Origin of the sequence: Mesorhizobium sp. M1D.F.Ca.ET.043.01.1.1 (assembly GCF_003952385.1) — a bacterium.
Lineage (GTDB): Bacteria > Pseudomonadota > Alphaproteobacteria > Rhizobiales > Rhizobiaceae > Mesorhizobium.
Map to the genome: position 1 here is coordinate 3909057 of NZ_CP034444.1, position 26171 is coordinate 3935227.

17 protein-coding genes and 2 pseudogenes are annotated in these 26171 nt (G+C 57.3%); 13 read left to right on the top strand and 6 right to left on the bottom strand.

Annotation, left to right across the window (positions count from 1 at the left end; translation table 11 throughout):
• Nucleotides 1–489: 489 nt before the first annotated feature.
• From EJ067_RS19105 to EJ067_RS19125, 5 genes are all read right to left on the bottom strand, one after another.
• Nucleotides 490–1683, bottom strand: coding sequence for a betaine/proline/choline family ABC transporter ATP-binding protein (locus EJ067_RS19105; RefSeq protein WP_126087042.1), 1194 nt, complete (start codon nt 1681–1683; stop codon nt 490–492).
• 86 nt (nt 1684–1769) lie between these two features.
• Nucleotides 1770–2741 (bottom strand): glycine betaine/L-proline ABC transporter substrate-binding protein ProX, encoded by a 972-nt coding sequence (gene proX, locus EJ067_RS19110; RefSeq protein WP_126080623.1) that lies wholly within the window; start codon nt 2739–2741, stop codon nt 1770–1772.
• Nucleotides 2742–2768: 27 nt separating this feature from the next.
• Entirely contained in the window at nt 2769–3641 is an 873-nt protein-coding gene (locus EJ067_RS19115) for an ABC transporter permease subunit (protein WP_245466464.1), read from the bottom strand.
• A gap of 367 nt (nt 3642–4008) precedes the next feature.
• Nucleotides 4009–5658, bottom strand: coding sequence for an ABC transporter substrate-binding protein (locus tag EJ067_RS19120; RefSeq protein ID WP_126080625.1), 1650 nt, complete (start codon nt 5656–5658; stop codon nt 4009–4011).
• A gap of 59 nt (nt 5659–5717) precedes the next feature.
• Nucleotides 5718–7256, bottom strand: a complete 1539-nt coding sequence (locus tag EJ067_RS19125) for a trimethylamine methyltransferase family protein (RefSeq protein ID WP_126080626.1) — start codon at nt 7254–7256, stop codon at nt 5718–5720.
• A 293-nt stretch (nt 7257–7549) separates the two neighbouring features.
• On the opposite strand from EJ067_RS19125, the pseudogene EJ067_RS19130 reads away from it, so the two are divergent.
• The 13 genes and pseudogenes from EJ067_RS19130 (at nt 7550) to EJ067_RS19195 (ending at nt 24213) form a co-directional block, all read left to right on the top strand.
• Nucleotides 7550–8476 (top strand): annotated as a pseudogene (locus tag EJ067_RS19130) (IS630 family transposase).
• A gap of 1651 nt (nt 8477–10127) precedes the next feature.
• Complete coding sequence (locus tag EJ067_RS19140; RefSeq protein ID WP_206516851.1) at nt 10128–11162, top strand: thiamine pyrophosphate-dependent dehydrogenase E1 component subunit alpha; 1035 nt, start codon at nt 10128–10130, stop codon at nt 11160–11162.
• Nucleotides 11163–11185: 23 nt separating this feature from the next.
• A complete protein-coding gene (locus EJ067_RS19145) occupies nt 11186–12142 on the top strand; it encodes a transketolase C-terminal domain-containing protein (RefSeq protein WP_206516850.1) in 957 nt (318 codons plus the stop codon).
• Nucleotides 12135–12374, top strand: coding sequence for a biotin/lipoyl-containing protein (locus EJ067_RS19150; protein ID WP_164762741.1), 240 nt, complete (start codon nt 12135–12137; stop codon nt 12372–12374). The genes EJ067_RS19145 and EJ067_RS19150 overlap by 8 nt, the downstream gene beginning before the upstream one ends.
• 135 nt (nt 12375–12509) lie before the next feature.
• Entirely contained in the window at nt 12510–13253 is a 744-nt protein-coding gene (locus EJ067_RS19155) for an SDR family oxidoreductase (RefSeq protein ID WP_126080629.1), read from the top strand.
• Between the two features lie 128 nt (nt 13254–13381).
• The gene (locus EJ067_RS19160; protein WP_126080630.1) at nt 13382–14452 is read left to right on the top strand and encodes a 2-oxo acid dehydrogenase subunit E2; all 1071 of its coding nucleotides are present in this window, start codon (nt 13382–13384) and stop codon (nt 14450–14452) included.
• Nucleotides 14453–14843: 391 nt separating this feature from the next.
• Nucleotides 14844–15617, top strand: a complete 774-nt coding sequence (locus EJ067_RS19165) for an SDR family oxidoreductase (protein WP_126080631.1) — start codon at nt 14844–14846, stop codon at nt 15615–15617.
• 818 nt (nt 15618–16435) lie between these two features.
• Nucleotides 16436–18463 (top strand): CocE/NonD family hydrolase, encoded by a 2028-nt coding sequence (locus EJ067_RS19170; RefSeq protein ID WP_126080632.1) that lies wholly within the window; start codon nt 16436–16438, stop codon nt 18461–18463.
• 306 nt (nt 18464–18769) lie between these two features.
• Entirely contained in the window at nt 18770–20353 is a 1584-nt protein-coding gene (locus EJ067_RS19175; protein WP_126080633.1) for an ABC transporter substrate-binding protein, read from the top strand.
• A gap of 15 nt (nt 20354–20368) precedes the next feature.
• Entirely contained in the window at nt 20369–21307 is a 939-nt protein-coding gene (locus EJ067_RS19180; protein ID WP_126080634.1) for an ABC transporter permease, read from the top strand.
• A gap of 1 nt (nt 21308) precedes the next feature.
• Complete coding sequence (locus EJ067_RS19185; protein ID WP_126080635.1) at nt 21309–22202, top strand: ABC transporter permease; 894 nt, start codon at nt 21309–21311, stop codon at nt 22200–22202.
• Entirely contained in the window at nt 22199–23212 is a 1014-nt protein-coding gene (locus EJ067_RS19190; protein WP_126080636.1) for an ABC transporter ATP-binding protein, read from the top strand. Before EJ067_RS19185 ends, EJ067_RS19190 begins: the two co-directional genes overlap by 4 nt.
• A complete protein-coding gene (locus tag EJ067_RS19195) occupies nt 23209–24213 on the top strand; it encodes an ABC transporter ATP-binding protein (protein WP_126080637.1) in 1005 nt (334 codons plus the stop codon). Before EJ067_RS19190 ends, EJ067_RS19195 begins: the two co-directional genes overlap by 4 nt.
• 1227 nt (nt 24214–25440) lie before the next feature.
• Here the strand turns inward: EJ067_RS19195 and EJ067_RS19200 are convergent.
• Nucleotides 25441–26052: pseudogene (locus tag EJ067_RS19200) on the bottom strand (hypothetical protein); the annotation flags it as partial.
• Nucleotides 26053–26171 lie beyond the last annotated feature (119 nt).

Genomic DNA, 26171 nt, shown 5'->3' on the forward strand with positions numbered 1-26171 from the left:
ATAGGAATGAGTGGATAGCTGCGCAACGCGTCTTCGCAAGGGATGCAGCTTCGATACGTAACGCGAGCAATTATACGTCAAGCGTCTAGGTGTCCGTATCCCCAATGCCGTCTCTTGTTGGGAGACCTTGAAAGTAGTGATGCTGGCCAAGGCCCGAGAGATATCAGCCCTAACCGCGGTGGAGCGGCTCAAGGCCTTGTAGGCAGACGTCCTCAGTACCGGTCCCTACGATCGACCACAGCCGTGGGTGGGTGGCAAGTCTTCAATAGGACCAATTTAAATGTGTCAGATCGGCGGTGGTAAAATGGGCGTGCGGATTTAAAGCCCGTTGCGTCCACCGCGCGTGGATCGCCCGGGCGGAACGTAAGTCATCGCCGCGAAAGGGCGACGGCGGGGTCCTTCACGAAAGTAGTTTCAGACTGTTCAGCATGCAGGGCGCCGGGGCACTGCGCGAGCACTTCTACTAAGCACGGGACAAGGTCGGTTCGCTCATTTCTTGCCTTCGTCGCTGTGAGCAGAGAGCGCAGCTGTGTCCATATCGATTGATCTTCCAGAGCTTGTTGGGCGGATTGAGGGGGCAGAGCTGCCCCCGTACCGGCAAATTTTTCCCGATTTCAAACCACTCACGGCCTTGGGGCTCGATATCACGCCTTGAATTCCTGAAAACAGGGCGCGCCGGGTGACGACGCCCGCCGGCTCGCTGCCGTCATAGACTGCGATCAGATCGCCGCCATCCGCAGCGGTGCTGATCACAGCGGAGAGCTTGTCAGTGGTTTGCACGCGGGGGAGCGCTTGGAATTTCTTTTCAGAAAGCGTCGCTATGCTGTCCCGCGGCTGCATGATCTTCCTGGCAGTGACGAGATTGAGCAGCGAAATGCCTGAGACGAAATCAGCGACATAGCGGTCCTTGGGCGCGGTTACGATGTCTTCCGGCGTTCCCACTTGAACGAACTTACCATCCTTCATGATCGCAATACGATCGCCCAGGCGAATGGCTTCGTCGAGGTCGTGTGTGATAAACACCGTTGTTTTCTGGACGACCTTCGCGAGGTCTAGGAACTGCTGTTGGAGTTGGCGGCGGATCAACGGGTCGAGCGCTGAGAACGGCTCGTCCAGTAACAGGATCTGCGGGTCTGCCGCCATGGCACGGGCAAGCCCCACCCGCTGCTTCATCCCGCCCGAGAGCTCGTCCGGGTAACGCTCGCCCCAACCGCTCAAGTCAACGAGCTTGAGGTTTTCTTCCGCCACGCGGCGGCACTCCTTGCGTGATTTGCCTCGGAGTTCGAGACTGAGGGAAACATTGTCGTAGACGGTGCGGTGCGGCAGCAGCGCCATGTGCTGGAAGACCATGCCGACCGTCTCTGAGCGAAGGGTCCGGAGTTCAGACGGCGAAAGTTTGTTGATGGCATTTCCGCCGATCCGAACCTCGCCTGCGGTTGGTTCGATCAGCCGATTGAGATGGCGGACAAGCGTCGATTTCCCTGAGCCGGACAGCCCCATGATGCAAAAGATCTCGCCGGGCTCGACCGAGAAGGACACATCGGCCACACCCAGAACGCAATCGAATTCTTCAAGGACTTGCCTCTTGCTGAACCCGCGATCGCGGGCCGCCGCGAGGGCTTTCCCTTTGCGCGTCCCGAAAATTTTCCACAAGCCGGAACAGACGATGGCGGGTATAGTCATGTGCGGAACTCTCGATAGTGTGTTGTGCCTATCTTCAGACCGTAATCGGCCGGCGGATGCCGCCGGCCGATTTAAACCTCAGAGCCTCACTTGGCGGCCTTGGCTTCAGCGATCCACTTTTCCCAATCAGCGTGGTGAGCGGCGATCCAGTCGGTTGCGTGTTTCATGATCTGCTCGTTGCTCTTTTCACCATTGGCAACCTTTTGATTTTCCGCGTTGACGTCCGCAATCGGGATCTGCACGAGCTCAAAGAATTTCTTGGCTTTCGGGTTGGCTTTCAGCCAAGTCGTATTGGCGATGATCTTCTGGTCGTTCACGGCGAAGCCAAGATTCCCGAGGCCTTCAACAACTGTGTTGCCGGTCTCCGCGTCAGGAAGAGAGGTGTTCTTGACGTTGAGCCAGACAACCTCCTTGCCTGGGCGGAGAATGGCAGATACCCACAGCGGCGTCCAAGTGTAGTACAGTGTCGGCTTGCCAGCCTTGATGCGTTCGATCGCGTCAGGAATGATGGCGAAATAGCCGCCTTGCTTTTCCTCGACGGTATCACGCAGGCCATAGGCGTCGAGCTGATGCTCGATCACGCGTTCGCAGCCCCACCCCGGTTCGCAACCGTAGAGGTCTGCCTTTCCATTCCCGTCGATGTCGAAAAGCTTGGCCTTCTCGGGATCCTTGAGGTCCTCAAGATACTTGATGCCAGTGGCGTCGGCCGTTTTCTTATCGATCAGATAGCCCTGCAGGCTGTTCTTGATTAGGGTGCCGACGCTCATCAGCTTTTCATCGCCGCCTGATGCTTTCCAGAAAGTGTCGTGAAGCGGAACCCAGTGCACCGCATAAAAGGTGAGATCGCCGTTAGCTACAGCGGTATGCGCCAGCTGAACTTGAACCTGGGTCAGGTCAGCTATGTTATAGCCGAGCTCCTTGAGACCCTCATCCACGACAAATGTCTGGAACAGCTCTTCTGTCGCTCCGCTCCAGGCCGGCATGACCTGATCTGCCATTGCCGGCACCGCATAGCCAGCCATCACGGCCATGGCCAGCGCCACACATTTTATCTTCATCGTTTCCTCCCTGTGTGAGCAAATTGCTCAGCTTCTGTGACTAGTTGTTAAGGTGACGGCCCTGAAAAGTCCCACCGGACCTTGATGCCAGAGCTCGCCCGGCCTTCGCTTCTGTGTCGACAGCGAATGCGTGAAGCGATCCAGCACGATGGCCAGCGCGACGATGCCCAGGCCCCCGACTGTCGCCAAACCCACATCAAGACGGCCTATGCCGCGCAGCACCGTCTGGCCCAGTCCACCAACAGCGATCATCGAACCGATGACCACCATCGATAGCGACATCATCAGCGTCTGGTTGATGCCGGCCATGACGGTGGGTAGCGCAAGCGGCAGCTGAGCCTTCCACAGAAGCTGACGCTCCGTAGCGCCGAAGGCGCGCATGGCTTCGATCACCTCTTCCGGTACCTGCCGTATGCCGAGGTTCGTAAGGCGGATCAGCGGCGCAACCGCAAAAATTACCGTAACGATCACGCCCGGCACGTTGCCGATACCGAAGAGCATCACAATGGGAACCAGGTAGACGAACGCTGGAATGGTCTGCATCCCGTCAAGGATCGGACGCATCACCACAAATACTCGCTCGCTCCGCGCCGCCCAGATACCGAGCGGAATGCCAAGCATCACCGCTACGACGAGCGAAGTCAGCACAATTGAAAGCGTCGTCATGGCGTCCTGCCAGACGCCGATGAGACCCATAAAGATGAGAGCGCCGACGATAACCCCGGCGACCTTCCGTCCGCCGAACTGCCAAGCCGCCAGGCCCGCAACGATGATCATCACGACCGGAGGAACCGAATGGAGCGCTATGCCGAACCACTGCAGTAGAAGGTCGAAGGGCGCCTTGACCGATTGAAAGAACGGCCTGTAGTGATCAACAACCCAGCGCAGCCCGATAGTCATCCAATCAGCGAGAGGGATTACCCCGCACTCAAAAGGATCTAGTATTCCGCACTTACCCATGTTGCTGTTCTCCAGAAGCTTTCTCGCTCGAAAACTTGCTACGCCACCAGGGTCCAGGGGAATATCGCGGCGTCGCGCTAAAGTTAGTTGTGTGCAATAGGTGCTCCGGATTCCGCAAGGCCCTACGGCAGGTAGAGCTACTCTTCTATTCCTGAGCAGGTCGCACCGTTACCGACAGATGCGCAGTTCTCCCTGCTTCATGGTGCCATCGTCCAGACTTCACCGTCCTGTTCACCCGACGACGTCCATCTGGACACCACGCTCCGGACCAGGCCTGCCCTCCAGTCGGCGTGCTCGACTGGAGCCTTCAGGCGGCGAGCCAGACGTTCTGCAGATCCATTTGAAACGTCGGGTGAATTACGTAGTTCTGGACCTTTTTGTTCATGTGACCGAAGAGGCTTTGCCAGAACGGCTGGATGATCACTCCGGAGTCCTGCAACACGTCCTCGATGTTCTTCATAAACTCTTTGCGCTCGGCAGCGTCACTCACGGAGAAGGCCTTCTTGAGCTTGGCGTCAAACTCGGGGTTTGAATAAGCGGTCTCATTCCAGGCTTCGCCAGTGCGATAGGCCAATGCAAGAACCTGAACGCCGAGGGGGCGCATGTACCAGACGGTCAGCGAATATGGGTACTTTGACCAGTCATTCCAGAATGTCGAACCCGGAAGCACAGTACGTTTGACCTTGAAACCGGCCTCGCGCAGCTGGGCCGCGATGGCGTCCCCGGTGTTTTTCTGCCAATCCTCGTCGATCGAGATCAACTCATGCTCGAAGTCTGTATGTCCGGATTGAGCAATGAGTTTCCTCGCGCCCTCTACGTTCCGGCTCTTTTTGGGCAGAGCATAATATTCCGGATGAATTGGGCTGACGTGATGGTTTTCGCCGACCGTTCCCCGCCCTGCATAGCCGAGTTGAAGGACAGCGTTGTTATCGACCGCCATCTGCAGCGCGTTTCGGACCTTCTTGTCGTCATATGGTTTGTGGGCGGTGTTGGTGCGGCACACGAGCGTCGTTGCCGTTGCGACTTCCGATTTTACCAGGTCCATCTTGTCCAGAATGTCGATGAAGTCAGCCGGAGTCTCCAGATTGAGATCGACCTCCCCGGACTCGAAAGCAGCCACCGTCGCCTGGAAGTCGGTCCCATAATCGACGAACTGCACGCCATCGAGCAACGCCTCGCCGCCCCACCACTTGCCATCCTGCCGGCGTTTGACTTCAGCCTTGCTGCCGACCAAGTAGGATACCAGTTCAAATGGACCCGTCCCAATCGGCTTCGTGACTGGGTCGGCGCCGCCGGCATCGAAACTGGGGTGGACGATCAGCCCGGGATAGTCGGTGAAATTCGCGATTATGGCGATGTCGGGGTCGCTTAGCTCGAGTTTGACGGTATAATCATCGACCTTGACGATCGCTCCATCTCTCGCCTTGCCGTTCTTGGCATCGATAAGCCCCCCGACACGAGCGGCCATCGAGTTGCCCGAGACGCCCTTCTCGCACCACCGGGTTATGTTGAAGATTACGTCATCGGCGTCGAATGTATCGCCGTTGTTCCAGGTGACGCTCTTCCGGACGTGGAAGACATACTCCGTCGCGTCCTCATTGATCTCCCAGCTTTCCAGCAGAACAGGTTCGAACGTGAACTCATGTGTGTAACGGACGAGCGGCTCCAGCCAGCAACGAGAGATGTTGGCAAGTTCCACCCAGTCATAGGTACGCGGGTCTTTCTGCGCCTTGACGGGCATTGAGACGCGCAGAATTCCGCCCTTCTTCTGTTCAGCGGCGCGCACCGATTGGGGAAATGCCACGCCGATCAGGCTATAGGCCATCGCACCCGAGGCGCCGAATGTACTTGCAAGCGCAAGGAACTCACGCCGGTCCATCGTGCCTGCTTTGACCTCGCTCGCCATCTTATCGATGGAAGCTGGAACGCGATCCCCATTGCTTCTGAAAAACGCCATGTTTCTTCTCCCTAATTTTATTGTTCCCGGTCCATTTATTCATGGGCGCCTGGCTGGACTTAGGCGAGGCTCGGGGAAATATCCTCCTGGCGTTTCGCCACAAACGCATCGAGTTCCTCGCGGACGGCAGGGTCCATCGGCGGCTGCTCGTAGCTCGCGATGATTGCTGTCGCCTTCTCCCTGCAGCGCTGTGCCATGTCCTTGGAACCTTTGACCTTCCACTGCTCGTAGCTTAGGTAGTCGAGGATCTCCGGCGCGATGAACGCGTCCTTGAAGCGCTTGAGCGTGAAGGAATCTCCGAGATAGTGGCCGCCGGGTCCGATGCGGCGGACGGCTTCGAGCGCATCCTCGAAATATTCGAATGATATGCCCCGCGCGTATTTCTCGATGAGCAGGTTCTGTTCAGCATCGGCGATGAACTTCGCCATGCAGCACACCAGACCGGCTTCATCCCAGCCGCCGGCATGCATCATAAGGTTGGAGCAGGCGCTGGCGCCGGACATGTAGGCGATGGCTGATTCATAACCGGACTGGGCATCGAAGGTTTTGGCGGAGGATTGAGACGCAGTGGTTCGCCACGGCACGTTATAGCGCCTTGCCAGTTGTCCGATGACGGCGTTGATCAGAGTAACTTCCGGCATGCCGGACATGGGGGCGCCGCTGCGCATCGACACCGAGACGGAATATTGACCGTAGATCATCTTGGCGCCTGGCGCGGCAAGCTGAGTATAGGCCAGCGCGGCGAGCGCCTCCGCATTCAACTGGGCGATCGTGGCGGGGATGTCGGCGGGAGTGTTGGCGGCGCCGAGCACGAATGGAGACAGCAGCACGACCTGGTTCGCGTCGGCGAAGGCGCGAAGCCCTTCCAGCATGGTCGAATCCCAGACAAGCGGCGAGTTGCCCGACACGTGACCGATCATCACCGCGTTCTGATCCATGAATGCCTTGCCATGCACGATCTGGCCCATCGCGATCGAGTCGTCGGCACGTTGCTTTCCGGTCGTCAGACCGAAGAAAGGCATGTTGGTTTCCACCAGGCTCGAATGATTGATGTGCAGATGGCGCCATGGCACGGCGATGTCGGTCGGCTCGCAGGTGAACCCGCCCGCGATATGGAAACCGGGCAGCATCTGGGTCAGCCGGTTCATGTTCCGGAGATCCTCGATCGTGGATGCGCGCCGCACGCCCTGAAGATCGCGGATGTTTGGCGCACCCTGCATGACGCCGAAAGTCATTGTATCTGGCGCGATCTCGAAACGCTGTGACGGATCGCGAGACGTCATTTCAAAACGGGAAGGGGCCTTGGAGATGAGATCCATGACCATGTCGGCCTCGAGGCGAACGCGGTGTTCACGGACATCCGCCCCCGCCTCTTTCCACTGCCTGATCGCTGTCTCATCTCTGAATTCGATCCCGATCTCGCGTAGGATCGCCAGCGAAGCCTGATGAATGCGCTCAAGCTGTTCGGCGTTGACGGCCTCCACAGGTCGAATTCCGTACTTGATAGTCGAGACACGCGGCCTTCTTTCAGCCTCCCGTGCCGCAACCACCGAAGACCGGCCTCCGCGGCGTCGGTTTGCGGGAACGTCAGTGTCCATTCAGAGCCTCGCCCGCGATAGCGGAACGACCGGCGTCCCGCATTAAAACACTCGTGGCCCCGCCGTCTAAGAAGGCGTGCCGGATTTGTATCTTGCTGATGATAGGCGCGGGCAATAGCCTTGAGAATGCGCAAAAGGTTTCGCTAGTCTTAAACCCACTTTATGTCCAAGTCCCTCGGGCGAAAGCTTTTTGCGATCCCATCACACCACTAGAGCAGTTCGCGTTTTATCTGATTCGGGATTCCCAAGGATGAGCAAATCAGATTTGATGTTCTGACCGTTGGAGGTCGGGACTGACGAAGGCTTATTCGATGGATCTTCGGGAGCGAGCACTGGCCCGACTTGAAGAGGGCGAGACGAGCCGTGAGGTAGCTGCGGCTCTGAGGGTGGCGGTGTCGAGCGTGATCAAGTGGGCGGCGCGCAAGCGTCGCCTTGGCAGTGCGGCACCTGGCAAGATGGGCGGTCACCGGCCCTATCTGATCGATGGGAGCATCGTGCTTTCGTCCTGGGCTAGGTCGAGCGAGATGCCAACGTGACGCTTCATCAGTTGACGGCGGCACTGGCTGAACGTGGTCTCATCATCCACCCTGCGAGCGTCGGTCACTTCCTGCATCGCGAGGGCAAGAGTTTTAAAAAACCCATTCTGCCGGCCGAGCAGTTCAAGCCCAAGCTGATGCGCCGGCGAGCGCAATGGATGCGCTACCAGACCCGCATTGACCCTACGCGCTTGGTCTTCCTGGATGAACCATGGGTCAAGACAAACATGGCGCCATTGCGCGGCTGGGGTGTGCGCGGCAAGCGGCTGATGGCCCACGCACCATATGGCCATTGGAAGACCATGACCTTCATCGCCGCGCTACGCCATGATCGGGTTGGAGGCGCCTTGGGTCATTGACGGCCCTATCAATGCGCAGGCCCTCCGTGCCTATGTCGCAACCGAGCTCATCAAAGCCCTGAAGCCGGGGGACATCGTCATTCTCGACAATCTCGGTTCCCACAAAGGCCAAGCCGTCCGCGATATCGTCAGAGCTGCTGGGGCGCGGCTCTTCTTCCTGCCGCCCTACAGTCCAGATCTCAATCCAATCGAGAAGCTGTTTGCTAAGCTCAAGCACTGCATCCGACCGTGCCGCCAAACGATCACAACGCCATCGCCCACACCCCAGGTCAGCCCAAACGAATGCAACAACTACATGGAAAGCGCAGGCTATAAGTCAACCTAAATGCGAACTGCTCTAGGACTGCAGAACCTGTGGACGTCGTTCCGCTATTCCTCTCGTGCCGTTCGGACTAATGCTGCCCGGGCCGGCCGCGTACGGTCGTTAGGCTCCCCCTTTCCAGGCGCGTATGGGATGGACTTTCGCGATCCCTCGCTGCGGGCATCGTGTCAGCGCAAAAATTGAATGCTCCTACGAGCGGCTTTAAGCTTGTCATGAAGATGGTCTATGTCGGGCAGCAATCTTTCGCCTGTCAAAGCACTAGCGTCTGGAATAAAGAGCGGCTGATTGCAGTAGAGTTCTTCGAACAGGCCTGAGAATTGAACCATCTGACCAGGAAGTGGCATTCAAATCGCGATTGCGGCGTGGTTGCTTGCGCATTCCGTGCCCTCATTGGCAAATAGCCGTTTGGACGGACAATTGAAGGTGCGCCCATGCATCGGCACGATCGACCTCGGAGCGTTTCTATCACGACTCGCGGCTGTTTGAAGATGTCCTTGGGTAAATTATGAACAAGGGGAAAGGTTCTCGACATGACGTTGCCCGATCAGTTCAAGCGCACTGTAGTCATTGCGGTGGATTTACATGACTGCATCGAAGCGGATGGGGCATGGTCGATCTACAATCGAGAAGAGCTGCTGCGGAGTGCCAAGACAGCTCTCCGATGCATGCCGTGCAGCGGGGCTGCCTATTGTCTATACACAGAATTGGTATGATCCAAGAGGAGTAGACGCGCTACGTCACGAGGCTTTGAACGGCGGACGCCCATCACATAGCGTCGGGCAGGCTGCCGAGATTCATCGTGGACCTGAAACCGGAAGCTAGCCTTGTACGAAAGCAGCGTCCCAGCGCGTTCTACAACACGAATTTGGAGATTTTGCTGCGCCGATTGAATGCGGACCATCTTATAATGTTCGGAGCTTAAGCGAGGTTTGTTTGGAAACGACAGTGTGAGACGCGATTTCGCGCGACTACCGCATCAGGATTTTCAAGGATGCCTGCGGCACCGCGACTGAACTGATGCATATGACGCCATGCTTGACTTGGCCAACTGGCTTTACGCAGGCTCGGTGATCACCGCGGACAACCTAAAGAGGGCTCTGGAGGGTATGCCAACAAGGATTGGCGCTTCGATAGGCCCACTGCATTTGCTTACACACTGGAAAACGTTAAATCCTCTCTACAGCTCCCTTTGAGAGAGACGGCCTCTCAATTGGAAGCCTTTTAAGCAGGCCTATCGCGAAGCCAACCGCCGGCGCGTCAGCCGATCCGGGCAGTAAAAGTTGGGTGGACAGAACTGGGCGGTCAGTTCACGCCGCTGCTGCATAGGGAGGAACCCGGTTCGCGGCACTGCTACAGTTGCCTTTCAGGTTCTGTCATGTGCGGATCTTAACGCGTCACGTTGAGTTCGCTGGCCGCGTTCTCGTACTTCATGCGCGGCCACCGGTCCACGGCGAGAAGCGATTACCTCGGGTGAAGATTGTGAGGCTTGATATCAATCAGGTCTATACCCGACGCCATCCTTTCAGTCTACGAGACGCCCGGAATATGGTTTATTCGAAAAGAGTTATTCTGGGCTTGCGTGCCGCGACAATCTTGGTCGGCGATAGGTATCGAGTAGCCACATCGACAACGGGTTTGACCGGAGTAGATCAACTTGGAACACAAAATAGAGGCGTCGACGTCTAACATTATGCCTGCTCAATTCGCGAGAAGCTTGTATTACGACATGGCGCGTATCAGGCAGTTTGAGAACCGGGTCGTCACCCTAGTCGATGACAACGAGATCGCCGGCGTATGTCACGAGTACAGCGGGCAAGAGGCGGTTGCGGTTGGTATTTGCGGCGCACTCACGACTTCAGACATCGTCACAAGTACCCATCGAGGGCATGGCCACACACTGGCGAAGGGCGGCGACGTTGGCAGAATGTTTGCTGAGCTGCTCGCGCGAACGGGCGGATACAATAAGGGTCGCGGCGGATCCATGCACATTGCTGACGTCGGGATTGGAATATTTGGGGCGAATGGTATCGTCGGCGCTGGAGCCCCTATAGCCTGTGGTGCGGCTCACAAATTCAAAGCTGCTCGCGAAAACCGCGTTGCTGTTTCATTCTTCGGCGACGGAGCAATCAACCAAGGGGTCCTCCACGAGGCGATGAACCTCGCGGCGATTTGGGATCTTCCTGTCATTTTCGTCTGCGAGAACAATCAGTACGCGATCTCGACGCCTCTCAAAGAAGTCACGATCCTAGACCCTTACGTTCGCGCCCAATCCTACGGAATGCCTGGTGTGTGCGTCGATGGCATGGACGTCGAGGCCGTTTATCACGCTGCTCTCACTGCTACGGAACGCGCTCGGACCGGCAAAGGCCCAACGTTCATTGAGTGTCAAACCTATCGCTACTTTGGGCATTATACAGGCGAGCGTCACATGAAGATGAACTATCGATCTCAAGAGGAAGTCGATCGCTGGAAGTTGCGGGACCCTATCAAGATCTGGGCGGCGCGTATGATGGAAAGTGGCTTGTGCGCTCAAGAAGACATTGAAGCTATCGATGCCGAGGTCAACATTGAGATCGATCGGGGCGTCGAGTTCGCTAGGAGCAGCCCCCCGCCGAACCCGGCCGAGGCTCTCGATTGCATGTATGCCGTGCCGTATCCGAACACTCCGGCATGGGGAGTAGAGCCGTGAGACAGCTGAGATTTCTTCAGGCCATGAACGAAGCCTACCATCAGGCCATGGGGGCAGATGAGAGTGTCATGATTATCGGGGAGGACATTCGAGGTGGAATTCGCGGTGAGACGAAAGGCCTCCATGGCGCTTTCGGCGATCTCCGCGTACTCGACACACCCATTTCCGAGGCAGCGTTCACCGGCTTCGCTACGGGGGCGGCTTTGGCCGGTTTGCGCCCAATCGTTCAGTTTCAAGTTCCCTCACTGATTTACGTCGCATTCGACCAGCTAGTCAATCAAGCGGCGAAGATGCGATTGATGTTAGGAGGTCAAGCAAATCTTCCAATCACTTACACGCTTATGGTGTCTGGATCGCGGGGTGGAAACGCGGGCCAGCACTCAGACAATCCCTATCCGTACCTCCTACACGCTGGCTTCAAGGTTGTTTGCCCTTCGAATGCCTACGACGCCAAGGGCCTCATGATCCAGGCGATCCGCGAAGACGACCCCGTCGTTTTCATAGCATCAGCCATGTCGCTTCCGCAAAAGGGTCCGGTGCCGGAGGAAATCTATGCCGTCCCTTTCGGTTGCGGTGACGTTAAGCGTGAAGGATCCGATGTCACAGTCATTGCTATCGGGCATTTAGTGCCCGAGGCTCTAGCTGTCGCTGAGCGCCTCGCCCAGGAGAAAAACATCAGCGTCGAAGTGTGGGATCCTCGGTCTCTCTTGCCGCTTGACAGGGAAGGGCTGTTGAAGTCCGTCAAGAAAACTGGCCGCGTCGTAATCTACGACGACACGAACCGTACTTGTGGGTTCGCCGCCGAATTGAGCGCAATAATAGGGGAGCTGGCGTTTTCATCTCTCAAGGCCCCGATCAAGCGTGTCACGCGAGCTGACGTTCCTATGCCGTTCAATCTTGCGCTCGAAGCTGCTGTTCTGCCGAAGCCGCAGCAACTGGAAGACGCGATCTTAGCCGTAAGGAGCTATGCTCATGTTTGAAGTTCGTATCCCGAAGATGGGTGCATCGACGGTCGAGGTTGATCTTACGAAGTGGTATGTTTCGGTCGGCACCTCGGTCGTTCCGGGTCAGATTCTAGCCGAAGTGGAGTCGGAAAAAACTAACATTGAGATAGAGGCGGAGACCGCAGGCGTGGTTGCCGAAATCCTTGTTGATGAAGGGTCAGCGACGGAAGTCGGAATCGTCATCTGTCGCATCAACACCGGGCAGTAGAAAAGAATCACGGTTCGTTACTTATCTGACTAAACTTCAGAACCTCCGGCGATTTAAGTGCCACTCCTGGCTGCTTACGTCTGCATACCCATTGGTTAGTATTCGGAGTCAACTGCTCGTTGCTGTAGGACTACCATGACGCGGGACAAACGCTTCGAAGGCAAGACGGTTTTGATTACTGGTGGAGCTCGAGGTCAAGGTGCGGCGGAAGCCGTCCAAATCGCAACGGAGGGAGGGCGGGTTGTCATCGGCGACCTCCTAGACGAGCAGGGCGAACAACTTGCAGCGACTATTGGTGAAAAAGCGTCATACGTGCATCTCGACGTCACTAGCGAGCAAGACTGGCGAAGCCTGATCCGCTGTCTGGAGGGGGAGGGGACGGGACTTCATGGTCTGGTCAACAACGCGGCGATTTATGAACCCGTGCCAATGAGGGATTCGAGCGTCGCGCTCTTCGAAAAGCACTTCCGTGTGAATCAGTTGGGTTGCTTCCTCGGTATGCGGGAAGTCTCACCTCTGATCGAGGCATCCGGCGGTGGCGCAATAGTAAACATCTCGTCTGTCGCCGGGATGCGCGGAAGTCGAACTTGTATGGCCTACTCCGCGACGAAATGGGCCCTTCGAGGCATGACAAAATGCGCGGCCCTAGAGCTTGCGCCAGCAGGAATCCGCGTCAATTCTATCCACCCCGGGTGGGTGGAAACCGACATGCTGCTCGCCGAGGATCCGTCCGACAGAGAGCGCCAGTACGCGCTCATTCCGCTCAAGCGGGCCGGGACGGTCGACGAGGTGGCCGACCTCGTTCTCTTCCTGCTCTCGAACGAGAGCCGCTACATTACCGGGGCGGAGATCGCGATCGACGGAGGACTGTTGCTGTGAGCATTTGAGCCTTCTTAGCCCCAACATCCGTTCAGCTCGAAGATTTTTCCGCTTCGTACCCCAAGCAGAGCAGCCCGAACCCGCAAACCGCTAGCCCGCTAGATACCTCAAAAGCCACAGTAGAGCCGATGCCTATCAACGTCAGAATGCCGGCCTTCGTTTCCGATATGGGAGCAGCCACCATTGTAAAATGGATGTTCAACGAGGGGGACGACATAAAGGCCGGAGATGTTTTGGCTCAAGTATCAAGCGGTAGCGATACAGGTGAGATCAAGGCCGCTGCCGGCGGTACTCTGGAAAGGATTGTCGTTCCGGAAGGCGCTAACGGTCTAAAAGTCAGGGACCTGGTCGCCGTTCTTGCCATAAAGACTGAAGCTGGTTCGGTTGCCGCAGCCCCTGGACAACGGTCCGACGCGCCTGGAGGCCCTGCTCCTGCAGCGTCGTCTGGAAGCAAAGGTGCCAAGGACGACGCTGTTCTTAAGCTGTTTGAGGGCGGATCATATGAACGCATACCTAACGACGGGATGCGAAGGACGATTGCACGTCGTCTGCTGACCTCGAAGCAAACCATTCCGCATTTCTATGTCGCAGTGGATTGCGAGATCGATCAGCTTCTAGGACTGCGCTCCCGACTCAACGGTGCGGCGCCTAGGGCCGCGGACGGACTGCCGGTCTACAAGTTGTCCGTCAATGACATGGTGATAAGGGCCTTGGCGCTTGCGCTGCGTGACGTTCCGGACGCGAATGTCTCCTGGACCGAGGGCGCTATTCTTAAACACCAGCACGTCGACATAGGGGTAGCTGTCTCGATCGCAGGCGGTCTGATCACGCCGATCATACGCAAGGCTGAACAGAAAACACTTCAAGTCATTTCCGCCGAGATGAAGGACCTCGGCAAACGCGCGAGAGATCGCAAGCTAAAGCCTGAAGAATATGAAGGCGGCACGACATCGATCTCGAACATGGGCATGATGGGGGTCAAAGAGTTCGCTGCCGTGATCAATCCCCCCCACGCTACGATTCTGGCAGTCGGTGCGGGCAGACAGCATGTAGTCGTCAAGAGCGGTTCAATGGCCATCGCAACGGTGATGAGTGTTACCCTTTCCATCGACCATCGCTGTGTGGACGGCGTGCTCGGAGCAAAGTTGCTGCAGATATTTAAGAGCTATATTGAAAATCCTATGAGCATGGTCGCCTGAGCATGAGGTCCAAGTTTGGCAACTAGACGCTTGCGTTATGGCCGGCGAAGGTAGCGTATTCGCGATCTTGCGCATGAGCGGCTGGACATAAGCTGGGTTTACGGCCAGCGAATCCTTTTGCGCATTCTCAGGACAATTGCTGGCGCCTATCATTGCAAGCCAATTGGCCAGGCTGCCTATACGGGTTGTTTCTGCGGCAGAATGTTGATCCCTGTCGGACGGTGCTGGACAATGTCATTCCGTATCCGTGTCGCGGGGCCGTTTTAGTGATGATAGCCGGCAGAGTGGCACAGACCCGCAAAAGCAACAACGGGCGCCACCCGTATCGGGATCATGATCCCGGTCAATTTATTGGGGCGAGGCCAACATACAAACTTGGATCAAAGGCAGCATGGATTATCTGAAGAAATTCGACCTGTCCGGCAAGCGTGCAATTGTAACCGGAGGGGGGCGCGGTATCGGGCTTGAAATCGCTCACGCTCTCGGCCAAGCGGGCGCGTCAATTGTCATCGCGGACTTGGACGCGAATAGCGCTGCTGCCGCTGCGGCCAAACTCGCATCATGCGGTATCGCGGCAAGTCATCGCGGCATCGATGTGGCAAAGCCGGATGCGGTTACGGCGCTCGCCGACGAACTGAATGCCGAACAGCCGATCGACGTCCTTATTAACAATGCCGGTATAGCCCGGATAACCGAGGCCCTCGACACTTCCGACGCGGACTGGCTGGCAACGATGCGGGTCAATTCGGATGCTGCATTTTGGTGTGCGAGGGCCTTTGGCCGGCACATGATCGCCCGTCGCTGGGGCAACATCGTGAACATCGGATCCATGTGCGGCATGATAGTGACGCAGCCACAGAACAACACCGCCTATATTACCAGTAAGGGCGCCATTCACATGATGACGAAGTCGCTGGCCTGTGCCTGGGCAAAGCATAATGTGCGAGTAAATGCGGTAGCTCCAGGATATGTTACAACAGAGATGACAATTTCCCCGAGGAATGAAAGCTCATTTCAGTATGATCGATGGTTAGAGCAGACTCCGCTGGGAAGAATGGGCGAGTCCCATGAAGTTGCATCCGCGGTGCTGTTTCTTGCCAGCCCTGCATCAAGCTATTGCACGGGAGCCATCCTGTCCGTTGATGGCGGCTATACATGTATGTGAGCGACGGATAATTCATTGGAAGTGACTAACTGCCGCGTCAGTAAGATGTCACTTCAGAATCAATATAAGCGTATCGATTTGGGGGAGTGGAATGTTGGTGCAGGTGCGTCGGGTGCGGAGCCACCTAAGAGCTTAAAATCGTGGCGTGAAGGATAACTTGGACGTTCGGGTTTTAGAGAGAGATCTCGTTGGGGAAAACGGGCCATGGCCTGCTATTTGGCGCATTAACCGCCGCTGATCCGCCTGCATCCGCCGGCCGGTCGCGGTTGCGGGAAGAACATCCGCTGGCTGGCCGGAGTCAAATAAAGTCGTATAGCCGGACGATGCGTGACGATCCTGCGCAACCGCGGAATACGGATCTCCATTGCGAGATTTGTCGGGCTATCACTAAAGGCTGAGAGGTGCCCCAGATAGGCTGATGGGAAGTTGATGGCAAACTAGGCTCGGTGAGGCGACCGGTCTCACGCCACCATGACATCCCGCCGCTCGGGTGTTGGGCCGAGCCTTGACGCGCTCCATGCGAGAGCCAAGTTGACCTAAGTCTGCGCGAAACCTGTCACTCGGGACTAAGGCTAGCGAGCGCAACGTTTGATATGAATCGGCTTTATGCCAGTCGCGAGCTTTTCAGTCTGCGACTCTTCAGCCTCGTCGTCTATTCGAGGTGAGGACGAGGACGGCGCTCGCAACTTGGTCGCCGGTCCCCCTTCGACGAACACGGGTATCCCTGCCACCGCTTTTGTTCCAGCAGGTTACCCGCCGCCTTCTTGCTGAACCTCAAGGGCAGTTCGGCAAGCGCGAACGCATATGAGGATTGGACCATGGATGACATCCGCGTTGTTACCGACTTCCCCCGCAAAGTGCGCGAGATCGAGAATGTCTGGATCCCGATGCCGGACGGGGTAAAGCTCGCTGCCCGCCTCTGGTTGCCGGAGGACGCCGAGGCGGACCCGGTCCCCGCCATCCTCGAATACCTGCCCTATCGAAAGAGGGATGGGACTGTGGAGCGCGACCAACTCACCCATCCATACTTCGCCGGGCATGGCTATGCAGGTGTGCGCGTGGACATGCGCGGTTCGGGTGATAGCGAAGGGGTCTGCAGGGGCGAATATCTCAAACAAGAGCAGGACGACTGTCTTGCCGTGATCGAATGGTTGGCGAAGCAATTATGGTGCTCAGGCAGTGTCGGTATGATTGGCATCTCCTGGGGCGGGTTCAACAGCCTTCAGGTTGCTGCCCGCCGTCCGCCAGCCCTCAAGGCGATAATCTCGCTGTGTTCGACCGACGATCGATACCGGGATGAATGTCACTATTTCGGCGGCGCGCTTATGTGCGAAAATTTGATGTGGGGGGCAGCGGCTTGGGCGATTGCCATGACCCCGCCCGATCCAGCTCTTGTGGGAGAACGCTGGCGTGAGATTTGGGAAGAGCGGCTCAACGGCAACGGGATCTGGCTGCAAGACTGGTTCGCGCACCAGCGTCGGGACGATTTCTACAAGCATGGTTCTATCTGCGAGGACTATTCCAACATCGAGATTCCTGTCTACGCGGTGGGTGGCTGGGCGGACGCCTATCCCAACGCCATCTTGCGCATGCTCGAGAACCTGCCGGGACCTCGCAAAGGCCTGATCGGCCCTTGGGCTCATAAGTATCCTCACATCGCCATGCCCGGGCCTCGCATCGGCTTTCTCCAGGAATGCTTGCGCTGGTGGGACCAGCATCTTAAAGCCATCCACACCGGCGTTGAGGACGAGCCGATGTTGCGCGCGTGGATTCAGGATCCTTTGCCCCCCGCCGCCATCTACGACGAGCGGCCAGGCCGTTGGATCGCTGAGCCTTCCTGGCCGACGGCGAGCATTGTCGAAAGACGGCTGTCGCTCTCACCGGGACTTCTTGCCGAAGGAGATGGCAGTGATGCTGTTCTTACGATCTGTTCACCGTCCACTTCGGGGCTATCATCCGGTGTTTGGTGCGCGTATGGCGCAGTGCCGGACCAGCCCATCGACCAGCGCATGGAAGCCGGAAACGCCTTGGTATTCGAAACCGAGCCTCTTCTGGAGGAGGTAGACCTTCTCGGCTTCCCCGAGCTTGAGGTAACCCTCTCTTCCGACAAAGCAGTGGCAATCCTATCGGCCACGCTTTCGCTCGTGTTTAAGGACGGCTCGGCCACCCGTGTGAGCTATGGCATTCTGAATTTGACCCATCGCCACGACGACCTCGATTTGAAGCCAATGACGCCCGGTAAGGCTGAAGCAATACGCCTGAAGCTGCGGTCTTGCGGGCAACGCTTTGAAAAAGGGCAACGCATAAGGCTCGCCATCGCCACCAGCCATTGGCCTATTGTCTTTCCTAGTCCAGAGAGGGCAAGTCTATCAATACATTGTGCGGCCAGCAGGCTTATCTTGCCGGTGCGCAAAGCGAATGCCGTAGACTCCAAACTTGTACCGTTTCTGAAGCCAGAGAGTGCTCGGCCGATGGCAACAGAGACTATTAAGCCTGGTAAACCTTTCTGTCGCGAGGTAATCACCAACCAAGCCACGGGCGAGACAACTTTCCGGATGGCGAGCGACGCGGGGACCGTGGTGCATCCGCACACCGGAATGGTCATTTCGGCTAAGCACAGTGACACACTTACCATGCATCCCGACGATCCGAGCTCGGCGCGCGGAACCTCCAACTGGGAAAAGTCGTACGCCCGCGGTAACTGGAACGTGCATATTGCGCTCTCGGCCACTGTCCGCGCGCTGCGCGACGTATGGCGCATCGAGACACATATCGTGGCGAAGGAAGGCGACAAGCTTTTACTTGAACGAGACGACGTCAAGGAGTTCGCTCGGGACTTAAACTGACCGGTACTGGTCCCGCTCGGCCGGGGTTCAAATGTCGCTTTTTACAACGAGATAGTAGGTATTGACGCGTTCCAACCAGCAGTGAGGTTCACGCCATCTCCGCAACTTCTGAAGGAAAGAGTGCTGCGTCGGCAACTAGGCCGAGAGCTCATGACATAAACAGAATTTATGCCTGACGGTATCTTTTCCGCCTGCGGCTTGGCTGCCCCATAGTATATTCCAAAGAGAAACACACCCGAGCAAGGAACGCGGGCGCCGCGGCCACGGCAAGACGCCTCGGCAAGTCGCTCGGCAAGGGGAACAGCCATGGAGGACATGATGCAAAGTGTAAGCCGCCGCACCTTTCTTAGGGCAGGAGCCGCGCTAAGCGGTGGCATAATCTCTGCTGGCATGCCCTTGTCTCAAGTCATCTGGGCGGCCGAAGGCAAGGTGCTCGAGGTGCGTTCCAGTGGAGACCTGGTCACGCTGGATCCCGCTTTCCTCGGGCAGGCGGCGGAAGTAGACCTAACAAACTGTATCTATTCAAAGCTCACGCGATATAAGCCCGGCACCGAATGGGGCTGGGAGTTAGAGGCTGCAGACAAGATCGAGCAGGTTGATCCCACGCATATCCGATTTCGCCTCAAGAAAGGCATAAAATTTAGTGGCGATTACGGCGAGCTGACGGCCAAGGATGTTAAGTTCTCTTTCGAGCGCGTCATCAAGCTCAATTCACCCATCAAGCCCCAATGGGGCTCGTTAAATCACGTCGAGGTGGAGGACGACTACAGTGGTGTTATCGTGTTCAACGCGCCATTTGCGGCTGTTTGGCTTGTTCCGCTGCCTTATGCCGTCGGCCAAATCGTTTCTGAGGCTGCGGTAAGGAAAGCCACCAAGGACGGCGGTAATTTCGGTGTGAAGCCGCCAGCATTCTCAGGTCCCTACGTGCTGGCTGACTGGAAGCCCAACCAGTACGCACTTCTCACGAGAAATCCGGACTGGTCAGGCCCCAAGCCGGGCTTCGACGAAATCCGTATCCTGCCTATTCCGGACGCTAAGGCAGCGGAACGTGCTTATCAGGCGGGCGACGTCGATTTCACCGTAGTCGGTTTGGACTCTCTCGCGGCGTTCAAGAGCAATCCGCCCGCCAACACGGAGATCGCGGAAAGGGCATCGACCCGTTATACATGGATCGGCATGAACATGGATCATCCCAAACTGAAGGACATAAATGTCCGCAGGGCGATCCAATGGGCGATCAATGTACCACAGGTTTTAGATACCGCGTATGACGGTCAGTCAATTGCGGCCACGGGTATTATTCCTCCAGGTATCGTTGGGCATCGCGCAAAGACTCTGGTTCCGCCGGAAGGTGATCTCTCAAAAGCCAAAGAGCTTCTCGAGAAGGCTGGGGTAAATGGTTTGACATTGAGCCTCGACTGTACAAACGACAGCCAGACTTCAGCCATAGCTCAGACGGTGCAGGCACAATTGTCCCAAGTCGGAATTTCTCTGGTGGTTAATGCCCGAGATCCCGGGACATTCTGGTCACTCGGCGTGGAGTCTGAGGGAGACAGCTGGAAGGACGTGCAGCTCTTTATTATGACCTTCTCCGGACTGCCGGATCCGTACGACTACGTGACTTGGTTCGTGCAAGATCAAGTGGGTATATGGAACTGGCAACGCTTCCGCAGCCAACGCTTTGACGAGCTAAACGCTAAGGGACTGTCCATTAACGATCCCAACGAGCGGGCAAAGGTTTACGAGGACATGCAGGACTTGATGGAAGATTCTGGCGCATTTCGGTTCCTGACCAATGAGACCAATCCAATCCTATATCGGAAGACGCGAATGAAAGCGGCGATGCGCCCAGATGGAACCCCATTATATATCGATTTCCAGCCGGCTTAAGCTTGAGCGTGAACTGTGTGGATCTATCTACTGAAACGCGTTTTCCTCGCGGTCGCCATTACGGTGATCGCGGTGACCCTTGTGTTCATGATGATCCATGCGGTGCCTGGCGACCCAGCCGTTGCTCTGCTAGGTCCCCGCGCCACGCCTGAAATGATAGCGCACCTTCATCGGGAGATGGGGCTGGATAAGCCGCTTGCCGTGCAGATCGTCATTTTCTTCGAAGGGCTGCTGCAAGGCAATCTTGGTTTTGATGTGTTGAGCCAACGTCCGGTTGCGGACATAATATTCGAGCAACTTCCTTATACTATCGAACTAATCTTCGTCTCGATTTTGTGGGCGGTGGCGATTGCGGTGCCGCTCGGTTGTTATTCGGCCATGAGGCGTAATTCTGTCATCGACCAGATCGTCGCGATCATGGCAGTCGCCACGATCGCGATTCCTTCGTTCGTCATGGCTGTCTACGCACTCCTGATCTTCGCTGTCACGCTCCATTGGTTACCAGCAGTCGGAGCCGGACAGGGTTTTTTGGACGGCCTTGTTCATCTCATTCTGCCAGCCTTCGCCGTCGGGATCGGCTGGGTTGGATACATCTCCCGGCTGGTACGGGCATCCATGATGGAGATCCTGGGTGAAAACCATGTGCGAATGGCCCGTTCCTTCGGCATTTCCGAATGGCGCATTGTTTTGCATTACGCGCTGCCGCTTGCGATCCTGCCGACAGTGACGATCCTCGGCGTGGGCATAGCGTGGTTGCTTTCGTCAGCTGTCTTTATCGAGGTCGTTTTCGCAAGACCAGGTATCGGTGCCTTGATTGTACAGGCGGTCAACACGCGCAACTATGCAGTCGTAATAGGGGCCGTGCTAGTCACCACTGTTGTTACTGTCTTGGCGACGACGGCGTCCGATCTGATCGCTGCCTCTCTTGATCCTCGAACCCGCGAGAAACTTTAGCATGGCGAGCCTTGAAGCGCTCCGCGGCGAAACTGGCCCAGAGCTAGCACCCGGCAGCTTCCGTAAGACGGTGCGGCAACTGCGCAAGAACCGTCTTGGCGTCCTTGGAGCCGCGCTGGTCGCGATCGTTTTCGCAAGCGCGATCTTCGCCCCGATCATCATTACACATGATCCGACCCGCATCATGGTGGGGCCGCGCTTGGCGGACCCGTCACTACTTTTTCTTCTGGGCACCGATCAACTGGGCCGCGACACATTCTCGCGCGTCATGATGGGCGGCCGCGTCCCGCTGCTTGTCGCCTTCGCCTCGCTAGGCAGTTCGCTGGCAGCCGGCCTCGTGCTTGGTCTGATCGCAGGCTTCGGACCGAGGTGGCTGGACAATTTGCTCCTTCTTTTATTCGATACGATCCGCTCCTTTCCGGGCATCATCTTCGCGTTGGCGATTATCGGCTTACTTGGACCCAGCCTGGCCAGCATGATTTTTGTTATCGCAATCACCTCTATGCCCATTTATGCACGGGTCGTGAGGACCCAGACAGAGGCGCTACGCAACAGTGAATACATCGCCGCAGAACGCACTCTGGGCGCTGGCACGATGCGCATCCTGGCAGTGCACGTACTGCCTAATGTTATCGGCCCGCTTCTCATCCTCGTGAGCATGGACGTGCCCGCGGTAATCGCGGTGGAGGCCGGTCTCAGCTTCCTTGGTTTGGGCGTACGTCCACCCACGCCCGATTGGGGAGCAATCCTCAACGACGGCTATAATTACATCCAGCAGACGCCGTGGCTTGTGGTTGGCGGTGGTATTCCAATCGTCCTCGCAACGCTGGGCTTCACATTCCTGGGTGAGGCGCTACGCGACATGTTCGATCCAAAGCTGCGGAAAGATCTATGATACCACACGATCGGTCATCGCAATCGACCACACCCCTCCTGGAGATACGTCACCTCCATCTTGATTTCGGGACACCAGAGGGGCGCATTCATGCACTGCGAAACGTGTCGCTTAATGTCGCAGCCGCAGAGGTGGTCGGCGTTGTCGGCGAAAGCGGATCTGGAAAGTCGACGCTTGCGTATACGGTGATGGGTCTGCTTTCGGAAAATGCCGATGTCACAGGTGGCGAGATCCTGTTTGAAGGGCGAGACCTGCTGAAGATGCCGGCTCAGTCGCAGCGTAGCCTGCTTGGCGATCGACTTTCCATGGTTTTTCAAGATCCAATGACTGCGCTTAATCCTGTGCGCACCGTTGAGAACCAGATGATCGACATCCAGCACCACCAGCAAAAAAGCCGGAGTGAAAAGCGTGCTCGTGCCATCGACATGCTACACCGGGTCGGAATTCCGGATCCGCAAAACCGGATCGGGGCCTATCCGCACCACTTTTCCGGCGGCATGCGTCAGCGGATATGTATAGCCATGGCGCTGCTTGTAAAACCCGTGCTCCTCATCGCCGACGAGCCGACGACTGCGCTCGATGCGACACTTGAAGTCCAGATCATCCATCTGCTCAAAAATCTCCAAAGGGAGATCGGTTGCTCCGTCCTCTTCGTATCCCATCATCTTGGAGCTGTGGCTGAGTTGTGCGACCGGGTCGTCGTCATGTATGCCGGCGAAGTGGTCGAACAAGGCGATGTGCGCAGCATATTCCGCAATCCCGCTCATCCCTACACCCGCGCCCTGCTTGAGTGCGACCCGGGGCGGCTTAAACGAACCACACGCACATTGCCGACCATTTCCGGCGAGGTGCCCAGCCTCCTGGGCTTGAAGAAGGGGTGCATCTTCAGCGCGCGATGCCCGCAGGCATATGATCGCTGTCTCGAGGAACAGCCAGTCGATCGCCCGATCAGCCCAGGGCAGACGGCACGATGCCATCTGCTCGAAGAAAATCGACTAGTTTCGGCATGAGTGCCCTTGTCAGTGTTCGGGACCTCTGCGTCCGCTTCCGCACGATGGGGCCGCTTAAAGCGCTCGCGACCGGGACAAATGCGCCTTTCATCGACGCGGTATGCAGTGTTTCTTTTGAAATTCACAAGGGTGAGACGCTGGCCCTTGTCGGCGAGAGCGGCTCCGGAAAATCCACCGTCGCTCGCACGATGATTGGCCTGCAGCGGGCGGTGAGCGGCAGCATCAGCTTCGATGGGCAGGAACTCACGGACCTCAGTGCGGTAGAACGCAAGCCCTACTTGCGACGCATGGCGATGACGTTTCAGGATCCGATCGGTTCACTTTCGCCCAGGCTGACGGTGCGATCGATCTTGACCGAGCCTTTCCGCATCCATGGGCTGAAGGATCGCGATTTAGGAGCTGAAGCGACGCGCCTCCTGCGGATGGTGGGCTTGCCGGCCGATTTTGTTGGCCGCTATCCTCATCAACTCTCCGGTGGTCAAGCCAGGCGCGTCAGCGTGGCGCGCGCCCTAGCGCTCAATCCGGACTTGATCATCGCCGATGAGCCGACCGCGGGCTTGGATGTCTCGGTGCAAGGCGAGGTGCTAAATCTTCTCACTCGCCTGCAGGACGAACTAGGCATCGCGATCCTGATAATCACGCACAACCTCAATGTAGTGCGCCACATAACTGACCGCATGGCAATCATGTATCTCGGCCGCTTCATTGAAGTCGGCACGACGCAGAGTATTTTCCATCAGCCAAGCCATCCCTATACCGAAGCGCTGCTTGCGGCCAATCCCGAACCGGACCCAGACGCAGTGCTCAACAGGATTGAGCTCAAGGGCGAAGTGCCAAGCGTGATGTACCGGCCATCCGGCTGCGAGTTCCACACCCGGTGTCGTTACGCTCAAGATCGCATCTGTGGCCGCGTCGCTCCCCCATCCTCAGTGAGCCTGCAGGACCCGGAGCACAGCTTTAGATGCCATTTCCCGTTAAGCTCCAAATCGTTGACCTGCTGAACGTTCATCCCTCGCGGAAACTGGGGGCCGATTTGTTTAAAATCTTGGCTGGGCTTAGGCAATTTGTCAGGCGCGAAGCCTTTCATCAGCGCAACAGACCGCGGGTCTGGCGTAATGCATTGGCATTCCATGGCGAGCAATTGGGGTGTTCCGGCCGAACAGCCGAACCCGGCGATTGCGACGGCGTAACATAAAAACGGGGTGGCCTCGAGGGCTTCGCAACTGGGGAACTGCGGTTGGTGGGCACCCTCGGCAGGCGTCCATGGTTCAGCTGTGCCGCACAAGCAGTGCCCGGTTCGCGCGCCCTATGAGGGTACGGCTTATGGGGGTAAGGCGGAGGCGCCCACTGTTCCCGCCGGCGCGCTAATAACGAATGGGGCATCAACATCATGCTGCGCATCAAATTCAATGATTGAATCTGGCATCCAGGGACCGATAACCTCGGGCAACCGGTGTCCGTGTCCGCTATGTAGTAAGCGCCTATGAAGTGGCGGCGCTCCTCTACACGTATTTCGCGAGCGCCGAATCGTTCTGGCTTAGAATAGCGGTCCTGGAACGCTTCTTGTTGGGACGAAAGCCACAGATGTCGCTCAGCCCGAAACTGGCTTGCAATCGAGATATAGTGGGGTTCCATCTGGGCGCATTGCCGCCTGCACCTTCGTTGTGCGATACACGACGGGAGTGGCCCCGTGGGTCAGGAATCGGAAATTCCCCGGATTCTTCCATGAGGTCCAGCATCTCCTCGTAGAGCTTTCCACGCTCATTAGGTCAGCGATGGAGAGTCCCTTGACGTTCAGTTCGTCATAACGTTTCGCTCCGGAAGCGTTGCCAATTCCAAACGCCAACTTGAGCCTGCGTGGTACGCATCCGGTGAAGACCGCAGACGTGCGTATCTGGTGGCCAGAGAACCTGAGCACCGGAGTGCTGGGGTCAAGCTTTCGATGGGGAGACGCGATGATGTTCTTCGAGGAGGAGTTTGACCTCCTCGAAGCCTTCATCGGTGAAGATCCCGTCGTCATCATTGGCGCCGTAGACCCAGATGACGCCGTCCTAATCCGGGACACAAAGGGGGTGAACTCCCGTCTCGACGGCGCGGGCGTCGCCGCCGTTGCAAAGGCGGTCGTCGCCATCCGCTCGTACCATGCCGCAGCGAGTCAAAGCGGCCCGCATCTGACCCTGCCTCTGTCAACCAAGGACAGCCGTGCGGTGCTCGTGACGCTTAAGGTGGAAGCGGAAGGTGAGGCGCTGATGGCGGCCGAGCAGGCACGCGCCTTGGGGTGCTTGTGAGCGGCGTAGTTGTCAAGAACGACGTGGATGGCCCTGCTGGCCGCCACCTCGGCATCGACAGCGTTGAGTGAGGCGGATGAATTCCTGGTGACGATGGCGCTGCATGTTCCTGCCGATAACGGTGCCATCGAGCACGGTAAGGGCGGCAAACAGGGTGGTCGTGCCGTTGCACTTGTAGTCGTGGTCGTGGTGCCGAGCCTACCCTTCATGGGCAGGCCGGGCTGGGTGCGGTCGAGCGCCTGGATCTGGGCTCTTCTCGTCGACCGACAACAGGATAGCGTGAGCCGGTGGATCAACTAGTGGCATGGCCGACGACGTTGCGCAGTTTGTCGACGAACTGCGGATCGTTGCAGAGCTTGCACTGGCGCGCCACACGCAAGTCTTGAACTTACCAGATTGCCGCATGATCTCGAGGGTGCCCACGCCGTCGCTGCTCAACAGAATGATCTCTGCGCGCCAAACGTGCTTCTGCAGCGCACTGCGATGGGCGCGCTGATCAGAGAGAGGCTGACGATCAATCGAAGAAACGGTGAGGTATATTCCTGTGCGCATGTACCAGACTCGCATGCGCACTCACAAAAGGGAATCCTCAGCCGAACTCTTATGTCAGGCGTAAACCACTAGCACGACAGGGCTCCCGGCAAAGCTCTGGGATCGACAGATTGCCCATT

Excerpts from the sequence above, each read along its gene's own strand:
- proX (WP_126080623.1), bottom strand. The coding sequence starts at position 2,741 with ATGAAGATAAAATGTGTGGCGCTGGCCATGGCCGTGATGGCTGGCTAT.
- EJ067_RS19105 (WP_126087042.1), bottom strand. The coding sequence starts at position 1,683 with ATGACTATACCCGCCATCGTCTGTTCCGGCTTGTGGAAAATTTTCGGG.
- EJ067_RS19120 (WP_126080625.1), bottom strand. The coding sequence starts at position 5,658 with ATGGCGTTTTTCAGAAGCAATGGGGATCGCGTTCCAGCTTCCATCGAT.
- EJ067_RS19115 (WP_245466464.1), bottom strand. The coding sequence starts at position 3,641 with ATGACTATCGGGCTGCGCTGGGTTGTTGATCACTACAGGCCGTTCTTT.
- EJ067_RS19150 (WP_164762741.1), top strand. The coding sequence starts at position 12,135 with ATGTTTGAAGTTCGTATCCCGAAGATGGGTGCATCGACGGTCGAGGTT.
- EJ067_RS19175 (WP_126080633.1), top strand. The coding sequence starts at position 18,770 with ATGGAGGACATGATGCAAAGTGTAAGCCGCCGCACCTTTCTTAGGGCA.
- EJ067_RS19185 (WP_126080635.1), top strand. The coding sequence starts at position 21,309 with ATGGCGAGCCTTGAAGCGCTCCGCGGCGAAACTGGCCCAGAGCTAGCA.
- EJ067_RS19165 (WP_126080631.1), top strand. The coding sequence starts at position 14,844 with ATGGATTATCTGAAGAAATTCGACCTGTCCGGCAAGCGTGCAATTGTA.
- EJ067_RS19170 (WP_126080632.1), top strand. The coding sequence starts at position 16,436 with ATGGATGACATCCGCGTTGTTACCGACTTCCCCCGCAAAGTGCGCGAG.
- EJ067_RS19145 (WP_206516850.1), top strand. The coding sequence starts at position 11,186 with ATGAACGAAGCCTACCATCAGGCCATGGGGGCAGATGAGAGTGTCATG.
- EJ067_RS19190 (WP_126080636.1), top strand. The coding sequence starts at position 22,199 with ATGATACCACACGATCGGTCATCGCAATCGACCACACCCCTCCTGGAG.
- EJ067_RS19125 (WP_126080626.1), bottom strand. The coding sequence starts at position 7,256 with ATGGACACTGACGTTCCCGCAAACCGACGCCGCGGAGGCCGGTCTTCG.
- EJ067_RS19195 (WP_126080637.1), top strand. The coding sequence starts at position 23,209 with ATGAGTGCCCTTGTCAGTGTTCGGGACCTCTGCGTCCGCTTCCGCACG.
- EJ067_RS19160 (WP_126080630.1), top strand. The coding sequence starts at position 13,382 with ATGCCTATCAACGTCAGAATGCCGGCCTTCGTTTCCGATATGGGAGCA.
- EJ067_RS19155 (WP_126080629.1), top strand. The coding sequence starts at position 12,510 with ATGACGCGGGACAAACGCTTCGAAGGCAAGACGGTTTTGATTACTGGT.